The organism is Leifsonia sp. 466MF, assembly GCF_900100265.1.
In the GTDB taxonomy this organism is placed as follows: Bacteria; Actinomycetota; Actinomycetes; order Actinomycetales; family Microbacteriaceae; genus Leifsonia.
Map to the genome: position 1 here is coordinate 535,092 of NZ_LT629696.1, position 21,682 is coordinate 556,773.

The window sequence follows — 21,682 nt, forward strand, 5'->3', positions numbered from 1 at the left end:
GAAAGGAAGACGACCATGACGACGACAACCCATGCGCCCGACTACGTCGGTACGCGCGAAAAGACTGCGATGGCTGAGGCGCGCACGGGCCGCCGGCCGCTGCGGCCGGGACGCGTGGCCCTCTACGCCCTGCTGGTGGCCGCGGCGCTCAGCGCGCTGTTCCCCATCCTCTGGATGATCTCCGGCTCGATGCAGAGCCTGCCGGAACTCCTCAAGGGCGACGCGCTGCTCCCCGCCGTGCCGCAATGGCAGAACTTCGCTACGGCGTGGGTCAAGGGCAACCTCGGCGTGTACATGACCAACAGCATCATTTACACGCTGTGTGCGGTAGCCGGCATCCTGCTGGTTTCGAGCCTGGCCGGCTACGCCCTCGCGCGGCTCGATTTCAAGGGAAAGGGCGTGTTCACCGCTCTGATCCTTGCCGTGATGATCATCCCGGCGCCCGCGATGTTCCTTGCCCAGTACAAGGTGCTGCTGGCTCTCGACTTGGCCAACACCCGACAGGGCTACGTGTTCATCCTGATCACCACGGGCATCCCCATCTCGACGCTCATCATGCGCAGCTTCTTCGCCTCCCAGCCGAAAGACCTGGAGGAGGCGGCAGCGCTCGACGGCGCCTCGGCCTTGGGCATCTTCTTCCGGATCATGCTTCCGCTTGCTAAGCCCGGTCTCGCCGCGGTCGCCGTGATCCAGGCGTTCGCGGTCTGGAACGAGTACCTGATGGCCTTGGTGATCTTCAACGACAACTCCCTGATGCCCGTGCAGCGAGGGCTGACCAGCTTCGTCTCCGCCGAGACCCCGCAGCCGCAGATCCTCCTCGCGGCGACGCTGATCTCGATCGTCCCGGTCGTCGTCTTCTACCTCTTTGCACAGCGCCAGATCGTGGACGGCATCAGCGCCGGCGCGATCAAGTAACCCCCCCAACAGTCGAAGGAAGCCCGATCCGATGCGTCCCGTTTTCAACAACAGCCCCTGGTTCGGCGGCGACTACAACCCCGAGCAGTGGCCGGAGGCGGTGTGGGACGAGGACGTCGACCTGATGCGTCGCGCAGGCGTCACTATGGTCACCGTCGGCGTCTTCGCCTGGTCGCTGCTCGAACCGGAGGAGGGCCGCTTCGACTTCGGCTGGCTCGACAACGTACTGGATCTGCTGCACGAGAACGGCGTGAAGGTGGACCTCGCCACGGCCACCGCCGCACCGCCGCCGTGGCTCTCGCACGAGTACCCCGAGTCGTTACCGGTGACGGTCGACGGCATCCGGCTCTCCCCGGGGTCGCGCCAGGGGTACTGCCCGAGTTCCCCCGCCTACCGGCGCGCCGCAGCGCGGCTGACCCGGAAGCTGGCGGAACGCTACGGCGCGCACCCGGCCGTGGTCATGTGGCACATCAACAACGAGTACGGCTGCCACGTCTCCCGCTGCTACTGCGATCAGTCGGCGGCCGCCTTCCGCCGTTGGCTGGAAGCGAAGTACGAGACCATCGACGCACTCAATACCGCGTGGGGGACGGCCTTCTGGTCGCAGACATACGGGTCGTTCGAGCAGATCCTGCCGCCACGTGCCACGCCCGCCTTCCCGAACCCGACGCAGTCGCTCGACTTCGACCGCTTCAGCTCTGACGAGCTGCTGGCGTGCTTTCTCGACGAGAAGGCGATCCTGCGCGAACTCACGCCGGACATTCCCGTCACCACCAACTTCATGGGCACCTTCCGCAACCTTGATTACTGGGCGTGGGCTCCGCACGTCGACGTCGTCTCGGACGACCTGTATCCGGATCCCGCTGATCCGGACGCGGCCCGCGGCTCTGCGATGGCCCGCGACCTGATGCGTTCGCTCGGCCGAGGCAAGCCGTGGCTTCTCATGGAGCAGTCCACCAGTGCCGTCAACATGCGGCCGGCCAACGTTCCGAAGGCGCCGGGGCAGATGCGCGCGCTCTCGTATCAGGCGCTCGCTCGCGGTGCCGACGGCATCTTGTTCTTCCAGTGGCGGCAGTCTGCGGCCGGCTCCGAGAAGTTCCACTCCGCGATGCTGCCGCATGCGGGAACGGACACGCGCATCTGGCGGGAGGTCGAACAGCTCGGCGCTGAGCTCGCGACGCTCGGGTCGGTGCTGGGCACGAAGACCCGTGCACAAGCGGCCGTGGTCTTCGACTGGGACAGCCGGTGGGCGATCGAACAGGCGGGGCTTCCCACGACCTCGAACTATCTCGCTCTCGCCGCCCACTGGCACGGCGCACTCACCGAGGCCGGCCTGACGGTGGACCTCACCCGCGGCGACGAAGACCTGAGCGGATATCCGATCGTCATCGTTCCCAGCTTGTTCGTGATGACCGATGCCCAGTCCGCCGCCATCGACGCCGCCGTGCGCGCCGGGTCCACCGTGCTCGTCACCAGCCAGACCGGCATCGTCGACCAGGACCTGCGGGTGCGGCTCGGCGGCTACCTTGGTGACCTGCAGTCGACCCTCGGCGTGTGGGTCGAAGAGTTCTGGCCGCTGGGCGGAGCATGGGCGCGGCCCGGCGCCATCCCGGTGACGCCGGAGGCGACAGTCGCCCCCACCGTGCGGGTGCGCGGCGACGTCTTCGGAGCGGAGGCGGTGACCGGGGCCGAGTGGAGCGAGTCCGTCCACGTTCGGGACGCCGCCGTGCGCGCCGTCTTCGAGGGCGGGAACCTGAGTGGCTGGCCGGCGCTCACCCGTCGGGCGCACGGGGCGGGAGCCGCGTGGTACCTGGCGACCCGACTCAGTCGTCAGGATGCGGCGACGCTGGTCGCCCACCTCATCGCGGAAAGCGGCGTCGAGGTGCGCACGCCGGTCGTCGATCTGGAGCACGGGTTCGTGGAGACGGTACAGCGCGGGGAAGCGCTCTTCCTGATCAACCACGGTGCGACCGCGGTGACGGTGAGGGAGGACGGCACCGACCTCTTGACCGGTGGCGACGCCTTGGGGATGACGCTCGAACCGCAGGGGGTGGCGATCATCGCGCCGCGAGTGACGCTCGACCGTCCGGCCGACGCGGTCGACTCTGTTGCCGCGGCTGAGCCAGAGCGGATTCCCCGGTGAGCGCTGTCTGGTCGGGACGCACAATCTCCCATCGTTCGGGGTCAGCTGTAACGCGCCCTCGTCGGCGGGCACCATCAAGACATGCACGAAAGGTCCAGAAGAATGACTGACTTCACGTCCATCCGCGACCAGCTGGCGTTGCGGGCGACCGAGCTGCCGAGCTGTGCGTGCGGCAACTCGTGCACTCGTTTCGGGTGTTCGGCGCCCCTCCCCACGGCCATCCAGAACTCGTGCTGGTTGCACGGCTCTAGCCGGAGAAGCAGCTGGGTCCTGGCTGCATGAGCGCGAACCCGATCCTCCCCGGGTTCCATCCCGACCCGACGATCTGCCGTGTGGAGGGCGACTATTTTCTCGCCACCTCGAGCTTCGAGTACTTCCCCGGCGTGCCGATCCACCACAGCACAGACCTTGTCCACTGGGAGCAGATCGGCAACGTGCTCGACCGCCCGTCTCAACTTGTCGTCACCCGCGGCGAGCAGGGCGCAAGCCGAGGAATATACGCTCCGACGCTGCGCCATCACGACGGCGTTTTCTGGCTGGTCACCACGAATCTGGACGAGATTCAGCGAGGCCACCTCATCGTGCACACGACGGATCCGGCCGGGCCGTGGAGCGACCCCGTCTATACCCAGGGGACCATCGGAATCGACCCCGACCTCGCGTGGGACGATGACGGCGCATGCTTCCTCACCTGGAAGGACCCGCTGGCCGATGGGATCGCGCAGGTGCGCGTCGACCCACTGACCGGTGAGCTTCTCAGCGAACATCGGATCCTGACAACGGGTACGGGGCTCGCCCACCCGGAGGGCCCCCACCTGATCCGGCGCGGCGAATGGTGGTATCTCGTGACTGCCGAGGGCGGCACCCACACCGGCCACGTGGTGTCGGTCGCGCGGAGCCGTTCGATCGAAGGGCCGTTTGAGCAGCATCCTGGACCGTTGCTGACCCACCGCAGCACGTCGGATCCGGTGCAGGCGACCGGCCACGCTGATATGTTCCAGCTGGCCGACGGGTCCTGGGCGATGGTGCACCTGGGGGTCCGTCAGCGCGGCTCCTTCCCGCGCTGGCATGTCAACGGCCGCGAGACCTTCCTGGTCGGGATCGACTGGATCGATGACTGGCCGGTCGTCCGTGAGGACCGCTTCGAGGTCGCCGACCGTGAGGCGTCGTTCGAGGACACGTTCGACAGTGCGACTTTGGGGCCGCGATGGATCGCGCCGGGAATCGACCCGCACCGGTTTGCTGGTCTCGACGCCGCCGGCCTCACTCTGCAGCCCGGGCGTGCGCCGGAAGAGACCGAGGCCGTCCACCTGGTCGGCGTGCGCGCGACCGATGCTGAATGGCAGGCGTCCGTCGCCGCGCGCGGGGACTTGGCCCTCGTCGTACGAATCGACGACGCGCACTGGGTTGGAGTGCAGCGTGTCGGCGGAGTCCTGGCCGCGCGCGCAGTCATCGGGCCGCTGCAGCAAGAGTTAGAGTCGGCCGAGGTTTCGGCGGAGGTCCGACTCGCCGTGCGCACAGTGCTGCCGCAAACGCACTACGGCGAGCGGAGCGGCCCGGACCGAATCGAGCTCGGCTACGTCGCGGATGGCTTCCACCCCTTGGCTTCGATTGATGGACGCTACGTGTCGACCGAGGTGGCGGGCGGCTTCACCGGCCGGATCATCGGAATCGAGGCCCTCGGGGCGAACGAAGCGGTCGTCACGTCGTTCCGCTACGACGCCTAGCTTTGGAAGACAATGCGCAGTGGGACCGCGGATAAGCAGCCGCCGCCGAGTTGGCGGTTTGACGATTTCGCAGCGCATGCCGGGTGGGGTAGGAGTTCTACCGACATTTCTCGACCCGGGAGGCGTCTGATGGCGGCCTCCATCGGGCGGGAGCGAACTCGAGCGGATGGTTGCTGACCAGATGGCCCCCGCGGCCGCCGAAGGGCGCCATCCGTGACGACGTGAGCCCGGAGCGGTGATGATCGCGCTTCACGGGATCGGTTCCGCGGCTGACCGCCCCAGTGGACGGTGGGCTCACCCGCAGTCGCGGCACGCATCGCGGCCCAGCGATTAGGAATCCGCTGGGGTCGAACCGCGTCAGCCCGTCGACGGTCGCGGACGAGGCGGTGCAGCGGGCGGTCGGGGTGCGGTCGGCGCTGGAGGTGTCGGGTCTGGATGATGGACCGATCAGAGCTCACGAGAAGATGCTGTCGCTGGGCATGGAGCCAGTGCCCTCGATCGCGTCGTTGACGCGGATCTTCCGCGACCAGGGCGTCGCCCGGTTGGAGCCGAAGAAAAAGCCGCAGGCGTCATATCGCCGGTTCGACTATCCGGCGCCGAACGCGTGCTGGCAGCTCGACGCGACCGAATACGTCCTCACTGGTGGTCGCAAGTGCGTGATTTCTCAGCTCATCGACGATCATTCCCGGCTCGCTGTCGCCTCCCACGTGTCCTGCGTGAGACCTCCGAGGGGGCGATCGCGGTGGTGAGCAAAGGCATCCAAGCGCATGGTGTTCCGCAGCGGCTGCTGTCGGACAACGGGTTGGCGTTTAACCCGTCCCGGCGCGGGATTCTGGGGCAGCTCGTCGCCTATCTGCGCTCGCTCGGGGTCGAGCCGATCACCGGGAACCCAATAAGCCGACCACCCAGGGCAAGAACGAACGCTTCCACCAGACCCTGTTCCGCTTCCTCGACAAGCAACCACTCGCGGCCACGCTCGAGCAGTAGCAGGCCCAGTTCGACGCGTTCGACCTGATCCCTAACACCGAGCGCCCGCACCAGGGGCTGGCCGGAAGGATCACCCCCGCGTTGGCTTGGGCGGCGACACCCGTGGTCGAACCACCTCGTCCGCCCGCGCAACCGGCGACGCCAATCGGGGAGAACGACGGCCCGTGGATGACTCGAATCCAAACCAACGGGACCGTCTATGCTCGCGGCACCAAGTTCCAAGTCAGCCGCAGCCTCGCCGGCCAAATCGCCTACCGGGTCGAAGAGAACGACCGGCTGCTGATCTTCGACGCCCACGGCACCCTCCTGGCCGAATACCCCTGGCCTGCGCCGGGCACCAAATACGTCGGCAGCGGCAACCCCCGAGGACCCCGCGGCCCACGCAAGAATCAGGGACTGTCAGAGATGTCCTGAGACACGAACTGTCAGAGATGTCCTGATGCAGAAACGTCAGAGATGTCCTGAGACATCACAGTATTTTAAACATCAGCGAGTCGAGCGCTTGACTACATTTTGACTACAAACGTGCGAGATCGTATGCGGTTCTATGAGATGACAAAGGGCCGACTTCGTTGATTTCACGCGGGAGTAGTACCAGAACCGCGCGGTCCGAGCGCCCCGAACTAGAGTTCAAATCCCACCGGTACCGCCACGAAGACCCCCGCGATCCCGGTTTTTACAAGGGATCCGGGGGTTTTCTCGTGCCGGTCACAATGGGCCGAGCACGTCGGTCACGGCAGCGTCCAGTTCGAGGCCTTCGAGGACCGTGAGGAGTTGCTGTTCCTCGTAGCGGAAGTGGCTTTCCATGATCGCGGCGATGCCGCCCAGGTGGCGGTCGAGGTCATCGGTGGAGACCGCGTGGTCGAGCGCTGCCCGTAGCTCCGTCAGGAGATGCGAGATCATCGAGTGGTCCTGTTCGAGCGCGCGAAGCACGGGAGCCAGATCCGGGTGGGCTTCCTCGATCGCCGGGAAGAGGGCCCGGTCTTCGCCTCGGTGGTGGCCGTCGAGCGCAGCGCAGAACCCGTGGCAGTACAGGAGCAGGTCGCGGCCGACGTGCTCGACGTCGCCGCCACCGCTGAGTGCCTCCTGCGTGACGCGCACGGCGTCGCGGAGGCGCCGGTGAACGCGTCGTAGTTCGCTGCTCCAGACGATGAGCCTGGTCGTCTCGCGGTCAGTCACGCGAGAGGGAAAGGAGTGATGAAATCATCGACAGTCCTTGGGTCCGACGCCTCCATGCCTGGCACAGACTGCCACCGGCACGCGACGCTACAACGATTGTAGGAGGTCGCCGGGAACGCCCGGGATGACGAAGCCGAACCGCCGCGTTGTCGACAGCGACCCTCGGGACGGGCAGAAGCGGCTGCGAGGGTGCCTGCCCGTCCTCGCAGGTGAAGTCGCGGCACGTCTTTGGGCCGGACAGGACGTAGTTCCTCCTCAGGGCGCCGCATAGCGTGCAGCGATATCAACCGACGCAACGAAGGAATCATCATGGCCACAGAGACGGACGAAGAGGACAGGACACCCGCGCAGGACGACTTCGTCCTTGCGATCGAGGGGGGCCCGCTCGCCGAAGTCGACATCGTCGCGACGGACGACGGACCGCACGTCGAAATCTCGATCAATGCGGTCTCCGTCGACCCGGACACAGGGGCGGCTGTGCCCGTGGCCATCACCCTGAACGGGGACGACTCCGCCTACGTCGTCACGGTGGCCGACGAGGAGTTCGTCGTGCCGCTGGAGGAGACGAGTGAAGAGTCGAGCCACCGGAAGGCGCCGGCCATCCGTTCGCTGCGCAGGCTTCAACAGCTGGCACAACGCGTGGAGGACGAGACCACGGGCATGGCCAAGCGACTGGCTGAGAAGTTCAAGCGGGGGCGCGACGCGTGAGATGGGGGCCCCGCCGGCGTCGGAGGGACTACCTCTGGTCGCGAGCAACCGACGCGCGTACCGTCAAGCCATGACGAACCTCATCGAGAGATTGGCTGACTACGTGCCCTCCTGGGGCGCGCGGCTCGCGTACGGCGAGAAGACCACGCTCGACGGACACGACATCCTCCCCGTCGCGATCGTCGTCTTCGGCTTCGGAGGCGGGGAGGGGTCTGGTGACGATCCGAACAGCGCCATGCGAGGCGAGGGAAGCGGCGGCGGTGGAGGCGGCTACGCGATACCGATCGGCGCCTACATCGGCGGGCCCCACGGACCGACGTTCCGCCCGAATCCGGTCGCGCTGGTGATCGCATCGGCTCCGCTGGTTTCAGCGGCCGGGCTGGCGCTGGCGCGGCTGCTGCGGTCCAGCTGATCCGGGCGGGGTCGAATCACCGCCCTAGAGCGTGTCCGCGTCGTCCCGACGATCGTCGTCCGACTTCTCGGCGCTGTCCTTCAGGTGGGCTTTCACGTCGGCGACCGTGTCCTTCACGCTCCCCTCCGCCTGCTCCATCTTGCCTTTCACCACGCGAGACTCGTCGTCGGTGACCTTGCCGATGACCTCGTCGACCTTGCCCTTCAGCTTGTCGCCCTTCGCGTCGACCTTGTCGTCGATGCCCATGATGTCCTCCTCGTCGATCCGTTCTGCTCTGTGGTTGCCGGTCACCGTACGCGGATTCGGGCGAGTGAGTAGTGTCGCGTCATGTCCGAAAAGCATCGCGCTCCGCCGGCACCCGCCGAGGTCAGGCGGCGCGAGGTCATCATCTCGGTGGGCGGCGTCCTGGTCGCTGCCGTGCTCATCGGCGTCGCGCACTATGCCGGTGACCCGTTGTGGGTTCGCCAGTACCTTCGTCCCACTGAGGGATCGGACGTGGCGATCTGGCAGGTGCAGACCACATTCCTGTCGGTCGGATTCGCGGGGCTGGCGATCGCGGCGCAACTCTTCGCGGAGGCTCCCCTTGCGATCGGGGCGTCTCGAGGAAGGGTTCTGGCGTATATCGGGGCGGGATGGTTCGTCGGCGTAGGCCTGGCGGCGAACATCGTCATGGCGCTCGAGACCATTTGGCTGCCCAGCGCGACAGGCGTTGTGGTCGCGTTCGCGTGGTTCGTCGCCACCGCCGTCCTGCTTCTGGTGTCGACGTCGAGGCTCACCCGGCTCTTCGGCCAGCCTTCCCGGCTCGATGAGGTGGTGCGGTCGTCGCTGGTCGAGACGCTCTCCGATCGCCTCGACCTGATGGCGCAACGGTATTCGGGCGCGACGAAGGGGCTGGACGAACTCCTGGCACCGGATTCGATCGTGCGCACATCTCCAGAATCTGTCTCGACGCTCGAGGTGCCGGTGCCCGACGCCGGGCGCGTTGTCAAAGGCATCAGAGCCAAGGTCGTCCGGCAGGCGATCGCGTCGCTCGGCATCCCGGCCCGTCACCGCCGATCGGACGTTCGCAGTAATGCTGAGGAGTACGTCCCGCCCCGAATCGTGCTCGACGTCAACCCGGGGGAGCGCACGCGGCTCGGGGACACGGCGTTCCGGGTGATCACCGCATCGCCCGTCGAGGCGGCAACAGCGGGTCGGATCGTCCGACTGCTGCAGTCGAGCATCGAGCTGGAGCCACCGGGCGCGGTCACACCGTATGAGGAGACCGAACACGAGATCGCCACGCTGAAGGACGCGATCGGGACCAACCTGCGCTCTGGGGCGCTGGCCACAGCAGAGCGCGCTCTGGACGTTCTCGGACATGTGGTTCGAGGAGTGTGGGTGGCGCAATCCGATCACATCGAGCTGTCTCGAAAGGAATCGTCGATCCGGGGAAGTATGCTCAGCCGGAGTCTGCGAGAGGTCGAACAGGACGTCGTGCTGTCGCCGCAGGTGGCCCATGTCCTCATAGACGCGGCGACGGTTCGGGCTCTGGAAGCGCCGGCCACGGGATCGTCCGAGTACGTCGACGAATGCCTCCGCAGTTTCACGAGGCAGTGGTCCGACATCCTCCGCCAAGGTGGACCGGAATTCGACGGGATGCCGCGTCGCATCGTCACCCGCATCCGCGATCTCGCGGTGAAGTCCCCTGCGGCGGACGAGCCCGATCTCCTGCGGTCGCACGGGGTCTGGGCGATGGTCGAGCTGGTCAAGCTCGCGCTCGACGCCGAGCGGCCGGAGGACGCCACGGTCGCGGCGGATGAGCTCCGGCGACTGTTCGCGGTGGATGAGGAGGGCTCCGCCCGCACCGAGGTCCGGGCGGGGCTCCTCGTCCTATCTGCGTGGCTCCGGTACCTCGCCGACACGAAGGACCACCGCTATCCGGCCGACCCCGGTCTCGAGACGACATTGCTTCCCGACGGCTCCTGGCGCGATATCTTCGCGGCGCGAGATGTGATCGACAGGGGCACGCCCTTCAGCCGATGGGACAACTGGGAGACGGAGAGCAGGGCGACGGGTTCCACGGAGGGTTCGCGACTGCCGGGCTTCCTCGATCGCGCTCAGCTGTCGGCGCTCCTCGGCGCGTCCGGAGCCCTGCCGGACGCAGCGGACGACGAGACGGCTTCCGAGTACGAGCGTCTGCTCCGCTTGATCCCGGACGCCACTCACGCGACCGGGGCGGAGGAAGGCCACCTCAAACAGAGGCTCGAGGAGGAGATCGGCGAATGGGATGCCGGGGAGCCTGAGCGCCTCGCTCGCCAACCGTTGTCGTCGGCGCGGATCGAGGCGCTCGCCGTGGGCCTCCGCCGGGTCCTCGACGAACGGGAGCGCCTCTCGGACGCCCTCTCCGATCGGCCGGAGGCGCAGGGAGCTGCCGACGAGTCCGAGCAGATCCTCGGTATGAACTTCCGCGTTGCCCGTCACTATTTCGTCGATACCGCTGTCTCCGACAGCCCCGACCACATCGAATCGCTGGCCGGAATGATCGCCAGCGCATTCACGGAGGCCGAAGATCGGCAACTCGTCACCGTGCTCCGGACTGTCGAGGGCACCCGGCTCGATCCCTCAGCGTCCTCGCTGCCCGCGGTGGTGGAGATCCTTCGAGCAGAGGCCGAGCATTTCGTCCTGCTCATGGCCGATGACGGACTCGGAGAAGCGGTTCGCGGATATCCGGCGGCCTTCACGGAGGAGCTGGATCGCGTCCGCCTCATCGAGACAGGCGCCATCGAGGAGGGGGCGATCCTCTTCGATCGGCGGACGACGCTTCGCTGCCACCGCGGGCCCGAGCAGAGAGACGGGCTTTCGCCTGTAGAGGGGACGTCGCTGGCGCTCGGCGTGCACGACGACGTTCGCGACCTCGACGGGTCCCAGGTCCGCGTGGAGCTCGGTGAGCGTTTCTCGGTCTGGCCCGGGGAGGCTCCGCGCGTCTTCCGTCTCGAGCGCGGTCGCTGAGTCAGCGGAGGTTGTCGCGCAGTGCCGTCCGTGCGCGGATGGCGATGTGCAGATTCAGCCGGGATTCGGGGTCGTTGATATCACGGCCGCTCACTTGGCGGATCCGGCTGAGGCGATAGCGGAGCGTGCTCCGGTGGATGATGAGGGCCGACGAGGCCCGATCGTAGTTGCCACCGGAGTCGAGGTAGACGGCGAGGGTGCGGACGAGGTCGGAGTGATGCTGCCGATCGTGCGTGATGAGGGGTCCGAGCCATTCGTCGACGTAGCGCTCCAGCCTGGCCCCGTCGTTCGAGGTGTCGAGAATGCGGAGCAGACCGAGGTCATCGTGATTGGAGAGGCCGAGCGGCTGCCGGGATTCCGTCCGGATGCGCATGGCGCGAGCCGCCTCGGCGAACGAGCGAGGGAGGTCGTGGGCGGCGCACCGTCCGCCGATGCCGATCGTGCCCCGCACGCTGGTGAGGGCGGCAGAGACCCTCTCGTAGAGACTCGAGAGGTCGTGGCCGTCTGCGACTACCGCGAGCGTCGCCTCCGGCCGCCGTGAGATCAGGGCGGGCGCGTGCATGGAGGCGAGCGCGTAGCGGACCGCGGCGCTGACCTCGACCCCGTTGGGCGTGGGAGTCTCCCAGGCGACAAGCACCACCCGCTGGAAGCCGCCGAGGTCGTAGTGGAGCGCTTCGGCTCGCGCGAGGGCGTCCCCGACCCTGGTGCCGGCGACGAGGTCGTCCGCCAGGTCCCGACCGAGCCGCAGCTCGACCTCGGCGAGGTTCCGGCGATGAGCGAGTTCGACCGCGATGGTCGCACTCGCGTACTCGACGGCGAATCGGTCGTCGTCGCTCCGGCTGTTCTCCGGGTCGTAGATGCCCATGAAACCAAGGGTCTCCCCGCGCGAGCGGATCGGCGTCGATCGCCAGCCGGTGTCCGAGCGCCCGCCTGCTGAGAGATTTCCGGCGCTCACGAACATCGCGGAGGAGTCAGACGAGTCGGTGATGTCGGCGAGCGCCAGTTCGTTGCCGAAGGAGTCCTGCAAGACGGTCGATCGCTGCGTGATGTCGCTCACCGTCTCGACGATCTGCGCCTCGCCCTTCCCCGACCCCGCGGCCGAGACGATCGCGTCGCGGATCTGCTGCTGTGCGTTCAACTGGACGATCGTGGCGGCCATCGTGCGGTTGAAGGCCACTTGCGCCTTGCCGAGCCGGCGCAGCTCGCGGGCCTGACGGCGCTCACGGGCGATCAGCTCCGCCGCCGCCAACGCGGCTCCGGTCGGCTCCGCCAACGCGAGGAGGAGGAACATCTCCGCACTCGACGGCTCCGCCGTCGCCTGGAGCACGAAGGCTCCCTTCACCTTCCCTGTCCCGCGGAAGAAGAGCGCATACCGCCACGCGTCATCGTCCGCGGGGGTGAGAACGCCGCTGACTCCTGCTCGCGCCTCCACGAGCAGGTCGAGCCGGCGGTCCTCCTTGCCCGAGTATCGGACGAGATGCCCCTGCGGCGCGACGAACACCGCGGGAACGGTGCACCCGGCGATGCCTCTCGCCGACGCCTCGGCGAGGCGAAGCGTCTCGCGAGTGGACGGACGCTCGAACATCCGGGAGCCCGTCCTGAAGATGTCGTACAACCCGGGCCGCACCTCGGGGTCGGGATCGAGGTGTGCGAGGTGGTCCGGATCGTTGGATGCGTTCATGGTGTGAACTCCGCGGCCCTAACGGTACCCTCATCGGTTCGACCCGGCAGTGCAGTCGCCCGGGTTTCTTTCGCCCTCGCGGGCCGAAGAGAACGGGCACCCGGCGGCCCACACTCGCGATCGGGTGCGGCGTGCGCGGGCGCGTGACCCGCCGGCACCACGAACAAGGAGCGTTCCATGGCCAAAGCAGTCGGCATCGACCTCGGCACCACCAACTCGGTGATCGCGGTATGGGAGGGAGGCGAGGCGAAAGTCATCCCGAACGCGGAAGGAGCCCGTACGACTCCGTCTGTCGTCGCGTTCACCGACACCGGTGAGCGACTCGTCGGGCAGCTCGCCCGGCGGCAGGCGATCCTGAACCCCAAAGGCACGATCTCCTCGGCCAAGCGCTTCATCGGGCGCTCCTTCGACGAGATCCAAGAAGAGGCCAAAGCGGTCGGATTCGACATCGCGGCCGGTCCGAACGGCGAAGCCAGGTTCAACGTGCGGGGCAAACTGTATGCGCCGGAGGAGATCAGCGCGCTCGTCCTGCGCAAGCTGGCCGACGATGCCGGGAAGTTCCTCGGCGAGAAGGTGACGGAGGCTGTCATCACGGTCCCGGCGTACTTCAACGATGCCCAGCGCACGGCGACGAAGGATGCCGGGCGCATCGCCGGTCTGGATGTGCTCCGCATCATCAACGAGCCGACGGCGGCGGCGCTCGCGTACGGGCTGGATAAGAAGGAGCACGAGACCGTTCTGGTCTTCGACCTCGGCGGCGGCACCTTCGACGTGAGCCTGCTCGATGTCGGGGACGGCGTCGTGGAGGTGCGGTCGACGGCGGGTGACACGCACCTCGGCGGAGACGACTTCGACCGCCGCATCGTCGACTACCTCGCGGACGAGTTCCAGAAGGAGAACGGCATCGATCTCCGGCAGGACCCCCAGGCGCTCCAGCGACTGTTCGAGGCGGCCGAGAAGGCGAAGGTCGAACTCAGCACGGTGAGCCAGACACAGGTCAGCCTGCCGTTCATCACGGCGGACGCCGCAGGTCCGAAGCATCTGACGACCACGCTCAAGCGCGCCACGTTCGACAACATCACCGCCGATCTGGTCGAGCGCTGCCTCGGCCCCGTGCGTCAGGCGATGGAGGACGCGAAGGTCACCGAGAACGACATCGACGAAGTCATCCTCGTCGGCGGTTCGACGAGGATTCCCGCGGTGCAGAACCTGGTCAAGCGGCTCACCGGGGGCAAGGACCCCAACATGACCGTGAACCCGGACGAGGTCGTCGCCATCGGCGCGGCCATCCAGGCGGGAGTCTTGAAGGGGGAGGTCAGCGACGTCCTCCTGCTCGACGTGACGCCGCTCTCGCTCGGGGTCGAAACGCGTGGTGGGGTGATGACGACGATCATCGAACGCAACACCACGATCCCCGCCCGCCGGAGCGAGGTGTTCTCCACCGCCCAAGACGACCAGGACTCGGTCGAGATCGTGGTGCTCCAGGGCGAGCGCGAGCGCGCAGCGGACAACCGCGTCCTCGGTCGGTTCCAGCTCACCGGCATCCGGCCCGCTCCCCGTGGCGAGCCCCAGATCGAGGTCACGTTCGACATCGATGCGAACGGCATCCTCAACGTCACCGCCCGTGACAAGGACACTGGAGCGGAGCAGGGCATCACGATCAGCGGCACCACGACGCTCGACCAGGCCGAGATCGAGCGGATGGTCCGCGAAGCCGAGGAGCACCGTGCGGAGGATCAGCAGTTGCGCGAAGACATTGACGCCCGGAATGAGTTGGATGCTGCCGCATACCGGGTCGAACGGGCCCTCGCGGAGCACGGCGAGGCGGTTCCGGCGCACGAGCGGTCGCGCGCCGAGATGCTGATCGGGCAGGCGAGGGACGCCGTCGGGCGCGAGGTCCCCGCGTCCGAAGCGCGAGAGTTGACGAGCGAACTGCAGCAGATGGACGCCGCCCTGTCCGTCGCCCGACCACCCCAGGGAACGTCCTCGTCCGGCGGCGCAGCCGAAACCGACGACAGCGACGACGACGTCGTCGACGCCGACTTCGATCGGAACTGAAGGGCCCCGCGGAGATGGAGACCTCGGATGCGCGCAGCGCAGAGGGCGACGCGGAACTCGCGGCTGCCGGCCGGCCCGACGAGGCGGACAGTCCGCCCCTGAAGCCTCAGGACGAACGGGATGCTCGCCTCGCGGAGCTCGACGATCGGTGGCGCCGCGCGGCCGCGGATCTGGACAACACCCGCAAGCGAGCCGCCCGCGAACTCACCGTGGCCCGCGACGCCGAGCGCGCTCGCGCCGCGTCCGTCTTCCTCCCCGTCGTGGACGGGCTGTCGGATGCGGTCAGTTACGCGAAGCAGGTGAGCGATCCGCTCGCCGAAGGCATCGAGTCGATCCGCGAACAGGCGGTCGTCGCCCTCGAGCGCCTCGGCTACCCGCGCATCGATGCGGTCGACGTGCCGTTCGACCCGCGCATCCACGAGGTCGTGTCGGTCATCGACAGCGAAGACCTCCCGCCGCGGACGGTGGTGGCCGTCACCCGACTCGGATTCGGCGCTCCCGAACGACTGCTGCGGCCCGCCGGCGTGGTCGTCACGGCAGCGCGGGAGTGACGCCGTGGCCGACGACTACTACCAGCTCCTCGGCGTCCCGCGATCGGCCGACGCCAAGGAGATCCAGCGGGCCTACCGCAAGCTGGCGCGAACGTACCATCCGGACGTCAATAAGCAGCCTGGCGCCGAGGACAGGTTCAAGCAGATCAGCGAGGCGTATCACGTGCTCAGCGACCCCGAGTCGCGAGCGCAGTACGACCGGTTCGGACCGGACTTCCGCCACTACGCGGGGGCGGAGCGCGAGTACGCCTCGCAGGGCGCCGGTGGTGCACGCGGCGGAGGCCGCACCAGGGCCCGGCCGGGGGCATCGGGGTTTAGCTGGTCGAGCGCGCAGGCGGGAGCCGGCCCGGGTGGCGCGTCAGTTGACTGGGACGACCTGTTCGGCGACGTCTTCGGGTCGATGCGCGGGATGGACTCCGAGGCCGAGCTCGAACTGAGCGTCGACGAGGCCTTCCGCGGCGGCCCGCGGACGATCATCCTGTCCGGGCCGGACGGCGATCGCCAGACGTTCGAGATCCAGATCCCGCCGGGCACCCTCGACGGGCAGCGCATCCGGGTCTCCGGTGGAGGACGTGCCGGAAGGCAGGACGGCGGGGCCGGAGACCTGGTCATCACGGTGAGGGTCAGATCCGACAAGCGCCTCCGCCTCGACGGCAAGAACATCGAGATGGACCTGCCGATCTCCCCCTGGGAGGCCGCGCTCGGGGCCAACGTCTCCACCCGCGCCCCGGGAGGCCCGATCACCGTCCGTGTTCCGGCCGGTTCGTCGAGCGGCCGACGGCTGCGGTTGAAGGGCCAAGGCATGCCTCAGCCCAATGGGAAGCCGGGCGACCTGTTCGCGAGGGTCAAGATCATGGTGCCGCCACGGATCAACGACCGCGAACGCGAACTGTTCGAGCAGTTGAAGCGCGAATCCTCCTTCGATCCGAGGTCGTCATCATGAGTTCCCCGTTCCTTCCGGTGATCCCACCCCGTCTGGACCTCGGGATGGTTGCGATCGCCGCCGGCGTCCATCCCGACCTGGTGAGGCGGTTCTACGAACTCGGGCTGATCCCCGCCCGAGCCGACGGGTCGGGTCGGCTGTGGTTCGCGCCCGACGCGCCGGAACAGGTACGACGCGTCGTCCGGCTGCACGCCGACCTGTCGCTCAACTACGCCGCCATCGCCCTCGTCGTCGATCTCCTCGGTCGGATCGACGTGCTCGAGGGACGGCGATCGGTGATCCGCTCCGGAAAGGAGACTCCGCCATGGACATGAACAAGCTCACCCAGAAGTCACAGGAGGCCCTGCAGGAGGCGCAGAGCATCGCGAGCCGCAACGGGCAGACGGAAACCGAGAACGAGCATCTCCTGCTCGCGCTGCTCACGCAGGAAGGCGGTCTGATCCCACGCCTGCTCGAAGCAGCCGGCGTCGACCTGAGCGTCCTCCTCACCGAGGTGCAGCGTTCGATCGAGCGCAAGCCCAGCACCACCGGCCCCGGTGCGACGCCCGGCCAGGTGTTCCTCTCCAAGTCCCTCGCGGCGACCCTGGACCGGGCGGAGCGGGAGGCGAACCGGCTGAAGGACTCCTACGTCTCGGTCGAGCACCTGCTGCTGGCGCTCGCCGACGACCCCAGCGGCAGTGCAGCCGCACGCCTGCTGCAGAGCAATGGTGTGACCCGTGAGAGCTTCCTCAGCGCGCTGACCGCCGTTCGCGGCAACCAGCACGTGAACTCTGCCACTCCCGAGCAGACCTACGAAGCGCTGGAGAAGTACGGCCGAGACCTGGTGGCCGACGCGCGCGCCGGCCGGCTCGACCCGGTCATCGGACGGGACACCGAGATCCGCCGGGTCATCCAGATCCTGTCGCGCAAGTCGAAGAACAACCCGGTGCTCATCGGAGAGCCGGGTGTCGGTAAGACGGCGATCGTGGAGGGACTGGCGCAGCGGATCGTCAACACCGACGTCCCGGAAGGACTCCGCGACAAGACGGTCTTTCAGCTCGATCTCGCGGCACTCGTCGCCGGCGCGAAATACCGTGGCGAGTTCGAAGAGCGGATGAAAGCCGTCCTGGCCGAGGTCGTCGCCGCCGAGGGCCGTATCCTGCTGTTCATCGATGAGCTCCACACCCTTGTCGGCGCCGGAGCGACCGAAGGCGCGATGGACGCGGGAAACATGCTGAAGCCCATGCTCGCCCGCGGCGAGCTCCACCTCATCGGCGCGACCACCCTGGACGAGTACCGGCAGCACATCGAGAAGGATGCCGCTCTCGAAAGACGGTTCCAGACCGTTCTGGTCGATGAGCCGAGCGTCGAAGACGCCATCTCGATTCTCCGCGGGCTGCGTGAACGCCTCGAGGTCTTCCACGGAGTGCGGATCCAGGACAACGCGCTCGTCGCCGCAGCGACTCTCTCGCACCGGTACATCACCGACCGGTTCCTGCCCGACAAGGCCATCGACCTCGTCGACGAGGCTTGCGCCCGGCTGCGGACGGAGATCGATTCGATGCCGGCCGACCTCGATGAGCTCACCCGGCGCGTGACCCGGCTCGAGATCGAGGAGGCGGCGCTGGAGAAGGAGAAGGACACGCCCAGCCGGATCCGCCTGGATGAGCTGCGACGCGAACTCGCCGACCTGCAAGCGGAGGCGAACGCGAAACGTGCCCAGTGGGAGGCGGAGCGTCAGGCCATCCGCAAGGTACAGGAGCTTCGCAGCGAACTGGAGCAGGTACGTCGCGAGGCCGAAGACGCCGAGCGCAGGTACGACCTCAACCGCGCGGCCGAGCTACGTTACGGCCGGCTCGCTGAGCTCGAGCGGCAGCTTTCCGCCGAAGAGCAGCGGCTTCAGGCGAAGCAGGGCCGGCAGCGGCTGTTGCGCGAAGTGGTGACCGAGGAGGAGATCGCCGAGATCGTCGCCGCCTGGACGGGCATCCCCGTCGCTCGGCTCCAGGAGGGGGAGCGCGCGAAGGTGCTGAAGCTCGACGAGGTGCTCCATGAGCGTGTCGTCGGCCAGGAGGAGGCCGTGAGACTGGTCTCGGACGCCATCATCCGCGCACGGTCCGGCATCCGCGACCCCCGGCGTCCCATCGGCTCGTTCATCTTCCTGGGGCCGACCGGCGTCGGCAAGACGGAACTCGCCAAAGCGCTGGCCAGCTCTCTGTTCGACAGTGAGTCCGCCATGATCCGGCTCGATATGAGCGAGTACCAGGAGCGGCACACGGTCAGCAGGCTGGTGGGCGCCCCTCCGGGATATGTCGGCTATGACGAGGGCGGCCAGCTCACGGAAGCCGTGCGTCGCCGGCCGTATTGCGTCGTCCTCTTCGACGAGATCGAGAAGGCGCATCCGGATGTGTTCAACACCTTGCTGCAGGTGCTCGACGACGGGCGCATCACCGACAGCCAGGGGCGGACGGTCGATTTCCGCAACACCATCGTGATCATGACCTCCAACATCGGGGCCGAGCACCTGCTGACGGGCTCCCGGGACAGCGAGGGCGGCATCCCCCAGGACGTCAAAGACCTGGTGCTCGCGGAGTTGCGCGGCCGCTTCCGGCCGGAGTTCCTCAACCGGGTCGACGACATCGTCATCTTCGCGCCGCTCGGCCTGGACCAGATCGAGTCGATCGTCGATCTGCTGATGGGCGACCTGTCGCGCCGGCTGGCGGAACGCCAGATCGCGCTCGAGGTCACGCCGGAGGCGCGACGCCTGATCGCGGAGCGCGGCTACGATCCGCTGTACGGCGCCAGACCGCTGCGCCGATACATCTCGCACGACATCGAGACGCGTTTGGGGCGCGCACTGCTCTCGGGTGCGGTCCAGGACGGCTCGACGGTGCGTATCGACGTCCGTGACGGTGACATCGTCGTCGACGCTGTCGGGTCGTCGACGGAGTCCGAAGCGGAAGCCGAGGCCGCGGTATGACCACCGCCGACGCGACCAGAGTCATCCGCTGCCCGAACTGCGGGCGCAAGAACCGCGTCCCCGCCGTCGCGAGCGGGAGCCCTCGGTGCGGGAACTGCCACAAGCCGCTCCCGTGGATCGCCGACGCTCTCGACGACACGTTCGCAGGCGTCGCCGAAGACGCCGACCTGCCGGTGATCGTCGACATGTGGGCGACGTGGTGCGGCCCGTGCCGGATGGTCAGCCCGGTGCTCGAGGAGCTCGCCGCCGAACGGGCAGGCGAGGTGAAGCTCGTCAAGGTGGATGTCGACCGGGCGCCACGGCTGTCGTCGCGCTTCTCGGTGCAGGCCGTGCCGACCCTCATGATCCTGGATCACGGGGAGGTCATCGCCCGCCAGGCGGGGGCGGCACCTGTCGCCGTCCTGCGCCGGTGGTTCGACGATGCGATGACGCAGCGCCGCCGGGCACGGAAGAGTGCCCGCGCCGGCGAGGGAGGAGGTGAGCCATGAGCGATCGCCGGGATCCCCACATCGCCTACATCCGTCCTGTGGCTCCGCGAACACCGGGAGCGTGCGAGGACTGCCTGGCGCTGGGCACGCCCTGGGTGCATCTCCGGCTGTGCCTGACGTGCGGCAAGGTCGGCTGCTGCGACTCCTCGCCGATGAGGCATGCGCGCGCTCACGCGCTGCACGACACGCATCCGATCGTCCGCTCGCTCGAACCGGGCGAGAGCTGGCGATGGTGCTACCTCGACGAGGACTACGTGTGGTGAGCGGCCCTCATCCCGACGTGTCGGAGGAGGAGACCCCGGACGCTTTCGGAGCGTACCCCCGGCTCACCGGGCCCCAGCTGCAGGCGCTGAGCGAGCATGGCGTGAGAGAGCATGTCTCGGCGGGGCAGGTGCTCGCGCGGGCGGGTGAGCCGCCCGGCTCGTTCTTCGCTGTGGTCGAGGGGCGGGTCATCGTCGACGATGTGGCCCTGGACGGGGAGGATGTGCGGGCCGAGGTCCACGGACCGGGGCGCTTCGTCGGCGACATCGGGCTGCTGGAGGGGCAGCCCTCGTTCGCCACGATCACCGCACTCGAGGACGGCACGGTGCTCGCCGTGCCGATTCCGGCGCTGGACCGGATCGTCACCAGCGACCCTGTGCTCGGCGACCTCATTCTCCGCGCGTACCTCATCCGGCGGTCGATGGCGATCGGGTCCGGTGCGGGGCTTCGCATCGTCGGTTCGCGTTTCTCGCCGGAGACGCGTCGGTTGCTCGACTTCGCCGCTCTCAACCGGATACCGCATCGTCTGGTCGACCTGGACGCCGACCAGACGGCGGAGATCATCGTGCAGAGGCTTCGCCTCGACATCGCGGATCTGCCCGTCGTCATCGTCGCCGGCTCGCGGATCCTGCGCAACCCGTCCATCGTGGAGGTCTCGAAGGCGCTCGGCATCGGAACCACCCGACCCCGGCCGACCTGCGACCTGCTCATCGTGGGCGCCGGGCCGGCGGGTCTGGCCGCGGCGGTGTACGCCGCCTCGGACGGGCTGTCGGTCGTTCTCTCCGATGCCATCGCCACGGGCGGGCAGGCCGCTCGATCCGCGCGGATCGAGAACTATCTCGGATTCCCCGCGGGGATATCGGGGGCGGAACTCGCCGAGCTCGCTCGTCTTCAGGCGGTGAAATTCGGAGCGACCGTCTTTGCGCCGGCCGACGCACGGGGCCTCGACTCCGCCGGCGGCGCGCTCACGATCCGGTTCTCCGACGGGACGACGATCTCCCCTCGCGCCGTCGTCGTCTCGTCCGGGATGGAGTATCGCCGTCTGGGGGCGAAGAACCTGGATCGCTTCGAATACACGAGCGTCTACTATGCGGCGACGATCAATGAGGCGCGCGAATGCGGAACCGATCCGGTCGTCGTGGTGGGCGGCGGCAACTCGGCCGGGCAGGCGGCCGTCTTCCTCGCTCGAAGCGCCTCTCGCGTCCACCTCGTCGTGCGCGGAGCGGACCTCCGCCACGACATGTCACGGTACCTGGTCGTCCAGGTCGAGGATCACCCGAGGATCACCGTGCACCTGCAATCCGAAGTCGTGGAAGCCGCCGGAGGGAACCGTCTCGAAGCCGTCACCGTGGAGAACAGGCGGTCCGGCGCACGCGAAGAACTGGCCACGGCGCACCTGTTCGTCTTCATCGGGGCGATCCCCGCCACCGCGTGGCTCGGTCCCGACATCGACCGCGATGAGCGCGGGTTCCTCCTCACCGGAGCGCGGTCGGGTGCCATCGATTCCCGGACTCAGCGCTTCGAGACCTCGGTGTCGGGCGTCTTCGCCGTGGGCGACGTGCGCAGCGGCTCGGTCAAGCGGATGTCCGCGGCGGTCGGCGAAGGCGCGAGCGTCGTGAAGATGGTGCACGACTACCTCGCAACGGGAGGCTCGCGGCACTGATGCTGCCGAGGTTCCAGGG

General features: G+C 67.9%; 19 protein-coding genes. 16 read left to right on the forward strand and 3 right to left on the reverse strand.

The genetic code is table 11. The features are described 5' to 3' along the window. The first annotated feature begins 15 nt into the window (after positions 1 to 15). The 5 genes from BLR91_RS02550 to BLR91_RS20450 all read left to right on the forward strand — a co-directional run bounded on the left by BLR91_RS02550 (position 16) and on the right by BLR91_RS20450 (position 6,186). A complete protein-coding gene (locus BLR91_RS02550; protein WP_089877319.1) occupies positions 16 to 915 on the forward strand; it encodes a carbohydrate ABC transporter permease in 900 nt (299 codons plus the stop codon). Between the two features lie 31 nt (positions 916 to 946). Then, positions 947 to 3,058: a beta-galactosidase gene (locus BLR91_RS02555; protein WP_089877317.1), complete on the forward strand. Its 2,112-nt coding sequence runs from the start codon at positions 947 to 949 to the stop codon at positions 3,056 to 3,058. Positions 3,059 to 3,336: 278 nt separating this feature from the next. Further along, positions 3,337 to 4,785, forward strand: a complete 1,449-nt coding sequence (locus BLR91_RS02560) for a glycoside hydrolase family 43 protein (protein WP_089877315.1) — start codon at positions 3,337 to 3,339, stop codon at positions 4,783 to 4,785. A 386-nt stretch (positions 4,786 to 5,171) separates the two neighbouring features. Continuing rightward, positions 5,172 to 5,534 (forward strand): hypothetical protein, encoded by a 363-nt coding sequence (locus tag BLR91_RS20445; RefSeq protein ID WP_157694677.1) that lies wholly within the window; start codon positions 5,172 to 5,174, stop codon positions 5,532 to 5,534. A 406-nt stretch (positions 5,535 to 5,940) separates the two neighbouring features. Next, positions 5,941 to 6,186: a hypothetical protein gene (locus tag BLR91_RS20450; protein WP_157694676.1), complete on the forward strand. Its 246-nt coding sequence runs from the start codon at positions 5,941 to 5,943 to the stop codon at positions 6,184 to 6,186. Positions 6,187 to 6,480: 294 nt separating this feature from the next. On the opposite strand, the gene BLR91_RS02570 is transcribed toward BLR91_RS20450, so the two are convergent. Next, positions 6,481 to 6,951 carry a hemerythrin domain-containing protein gene (locus tag BLR91_RS02570; protein ID WP_089877313.1) on the reverse strand — a complete coding sequence of 157 codons (471 nt, stop codon included), beginning with the start codon at positions 6,949 to 6,951 and terminating at the stop codon, positions 6,481 to 6,483. A 309-nt stretch (positions 6,952 to 7,260) separates the two neighbouring features. On the opposite strand from BLR91_RS02570, the gene BLR91_RS02575 reads away from it, so the two are divergent. Together BLR91_RS02575 and BLR91_RS02580 are read left to right on the forward strand one after the other, a co-directional pair. Further along, positions 7,261 to 7,659 carry a hypothetical protein gene (locus BLR91_RS02575; RefSeq protein ID WP_089877311.1) on the forward strand — a complete coding sequence of 133 codons (399 nt, stop codon included), beginning with the start codon at positions 7,261 to 7,263 and terminating at the stop codon, positions 7,657 to 7,659. A gap of 70 nt (positions 7,660 to 7,729) precedes the next feature. After that, the gene (locus BLR91_RS02580; RefSeq protein ID WP_018192103.1) at positions 7,730 to 8,071 is read left to right on the forward strand and encodes a hypothetical protein; all 342 of its coding nucleotides are present in this window, start codon (positions 7,730 to 7,732) and stop codon (positions 8,069 to 8,071) included. A gap of 24 nt (positions 8,072 to 8,095) precedes the next feature. Here the strand turns inward: BLR91_RS02580 and BLR91_RS02585 are convergent, their stop codons facing one another. Then, positions 8,096 to 8,317 carry a CsbD family protein gene (locus tag BLR91_RS02585; protein WP_089881594.1) on the reverse strand — a complete coding sequence of 74 codons (222 nt, stop codon included), beginning with the start codon at positions 8,315 to 8,317 and terminating at the stop codon, positions 8,096 to 8,098. Between the two features lie 81 nt (positions 8,318 to 8,398). Here BLR91_RS02585 and BLR91_RS02590 point away from each other — a divergent pair, with 81 nt between their 5' ends. Beyond that, the gene (locus BLR91_RS02590; RefSeq protein ID WP_089877309.1) at positions 8,399 to 11,062 is read left to right on the forward strand and encodes a hypothetical protein; all 2,664 of its coding nucleotides are present in this window, start codon (positions 8,399 to 8,401) and stop codon (positions 11,060 to 11,062) included. 1 nt (position 11,063) lies between these two features. On the opposite strand, the gene BLR91_RS02595 is transcribed toward BLR91_RS02590, so the two are convergent. Next, on the reverse strand, positions 11,064 to 12,743 hold the full coding sequence (locus BLR91_RS02595) for a PucR family transcriptional regulator (protein WP_089877307.1): 1,680 nt from the start codon (positions 12,741 to 12,743) through the stop codon (positions 11,064 to 11,066). Positions 12,744 to 12,920: 177 nt separating this feature from the next. Between BLR91_RS02595 and dnaK the strand changes: the two genes are divergently transcribed. Genes dnaK through BLR91_RS02635 form a run of 8 tightly spaced genes read left to right on the forward strand, consistent with a single transcriptional unit; the run spans position 12,921 to position 21,663 of the window. Then, positions 12,921 to 14,801 carry a molecular chaperone DnaK gene (gene dnaK / locus BLR91_RS02600; protein ID WP_089877305.1) on the forward strand — a complete coding sequence of 627 codons (1,881 nt, stop codon included), beginning with the start codon at positions 12,921 to 12,923 and terminating at the stop codon, positions 14,799 to 14,801. 14 nt (positions 14,802 to 14,815) lie between these two features. Next, the gene (locus tag BLR91_RS02605) at positions 14,816 to 15,352 is read left to right on the forward strand and encodes a nucleotide exchange factor GrpE (protein WP_089877303.1); all 537 of its coding nucleotides are present in this window, start codon (positions 14,816 to 14,818) and stop codon (positions 15,350 to 15,352) included. 4 nt (positions 15,353 to 15,356) lie between these two features. Then, on the forward strand, positions 15,357 to 16,295 hold the full coding sequence (locus BLR91_RS02610; protein ID WP_089877300.1) for a DnaJ C-terminal domain-containing protein: 939 nt from the start codon (positions 15,357 to 15,359) through the stop codon (positions 16,293 to 16,295). Beyond that, a complete protein-coding gene (locus tag BLR91_RS02615; RefSeq protein ID WP_089877298.1) occupies positions 16,292 to 16,609 on the forward strand; it encodes a chaperone modulator CbpM in 318 nt (105 codons plus the stop codon). Before BLR91_RS02610 ends, BLR91_RS02615 begins: the two co-directional genes overlap by 4 nt. Further along, positions 16,600 to 19,251: an ATP-dependent chaperone ClpB gene (clpB, locus tag BLR91_RS02620; protein WP_089877296.1), complete on the forward strand. Its 2,652-nt coding sequence runs from the start codon at positions 16,600 to 16,602 to the stop codon at positions 19,249 to 19,251. Before BLR91_RS02615 ends, clpB begins: the two co-directional genes overlap by 10 nt. Beyond that, positions 19,248 to 19,739, forward strand: a complete 492-nt coding sequence (gene trxA, locus BLR91_RS02625) for a thioredoxin (protein WP_089877295.1) — start codon at positions 19,248 to 19,250, stop codon at positions 19,737 to 19,739. Before clpB ends, trxA begins: the two co-directional genes overlap by 4 nt. Then, positions 19,736 to 20,002, forward strand: a complete 267-nt coding sequence (locus BLR91_RS02630) for a UBP-type zinc finger domain-containing protein (protein WP_089877293.1) — start codon at positions 19,736 to 19,738, stop codon at positions 20,000 to 20,002. Before trxA ends, BLR91_RS02630 begins: the two co-directional genes overlap by 4 nt. Continuing rightward, positions 19,996 to 21,663: an FAD-dependent oxidoreductase gene (locus BLR91_RS02635; protein WP_089877290.1), complete on the forward strand. Its 1,668-nt coding sequence runs from the start codon at positions 19,996 to 19,998 to the stop codon at positions 21,661 to 21,663. The genes BLR91_RS02630 and BLR91_RS02635 overlap by 7 nt, the downstream gene beginning before the upstream one ends. Positions 21,664 to 21,682: the final 19 nt, after the last annotated feature.

What these genes read in the sequence shown, in the direction of transcription:
- BLR91_RS02550 (WP_089877319.1), top strand. Translation starts at nt 16, where the DNA reads ATGACGACGACAACCCATGCGCCCGACTACGTCGGTACGCGCGAAAAG.
- BLR91_RS02555 (WP_089877317.1), top strand. Translation starts at nt 947, where the DNA reads ATGCGTCCCGTTTTCAACAACAGCCCCTGGTTCGGCGGCGACTACAAC.
- BLR91_RS02560 (WP_089877315.1), top strand. Translation starts at nt 3,337, where the DNA reads ATGAGCGCGAACCCGATCCTCCCCGGGTTCCATCCCGACCCGACGATC.
- BLR91_RS20450 (WP_157694676.1), top strand. Translation starts at nt 5,941, where the DNA reads ATGACTCGAATCCAAACCAACGGGACCGTCTATGCTCGCGGCACCAAG.
- BLR91_RS02575 (WP_089877311.1), top strand. Translation starts at nt 7,261, where the DNA reads ATGGCCACAGAGACGGACGAAGAGGACAGGACACCCGCGCAGGACGAC.
- BLR91_RS02580 (WP_018192103.1), top strand. Translation starts at nt 7,730, where the DNA reads ATGACGAACCTCATCGAGAGATTGGCTGACTACGTGCCCTCCTGGGGC.
- BLR91_RS02585 (WP_089881594.1), bottom strand. Translation starts at nt 8,317, where the DNA reads ATGGGCATCGACGACAAGGTCGACGCGAAGGGCGACAAGCTGAAGGGC.
- BLR91_RS02590 (WP_089877309.1), top strand. Translation starts at nt 8,399, where the DNA reads ATGTCCGAAAAGCATCGCGCTCCGCCGGCACCCGCCGAGGTCAGGCGG.
- BLR91_RS02595 (WP_089877307.1), bottom strand. Translation starts at nt 12,743, where the DNA reads ATGAACGCATCCAACGATCCGGACCACCTCGCACACCTCGATCCCGAC.
- dnaK (WP_089877305.1), top strand. Translation starts at nt 12,921, where the DNA reads ATGGCCAAAGCAGTCGGCATCGACCTCGGCACCACCAACTCGGTGATC.
- BLR91_RS02605 (WP_089877303.1), top strand. Translation starts at nt 14,816, where the DNA reads ATGGAGACCTCGGATGCGCGCAGCGCAGAGGGCGACGCGGAACTCGCG.
- BLR91_RS02615 (WP_089877298.1), top strand. Translation starts at nt 16,292, where the DNA reads ATGAGTTCCCCGTTCCTTCCGGTGATCCCACCCCGTCTGGACCTCGGG.
- clpB (WP_089877296.1), top strand. Translation starts at nt 16,600, where the DNA reads ATGGACATGAACAAGCTCACCCAGAAGTCACAGGAGGCCCTGCAGGAG.
- trxA (WP_089877295.1), top strand. Translation starts at nt 19,248, where the DNA reads ATGACCACCGCCGACGCGACCAGAGTCATCCGCTGCCCGAACTGCGGG.
- BLR91_RS02630 (WP_089877293.1), top strand. Translation starts at nt 19,736, where the DNA reads ATGAGCGATCGCCGGGATCCCCACATCGCCTACATCCGTCCTGTGGCT.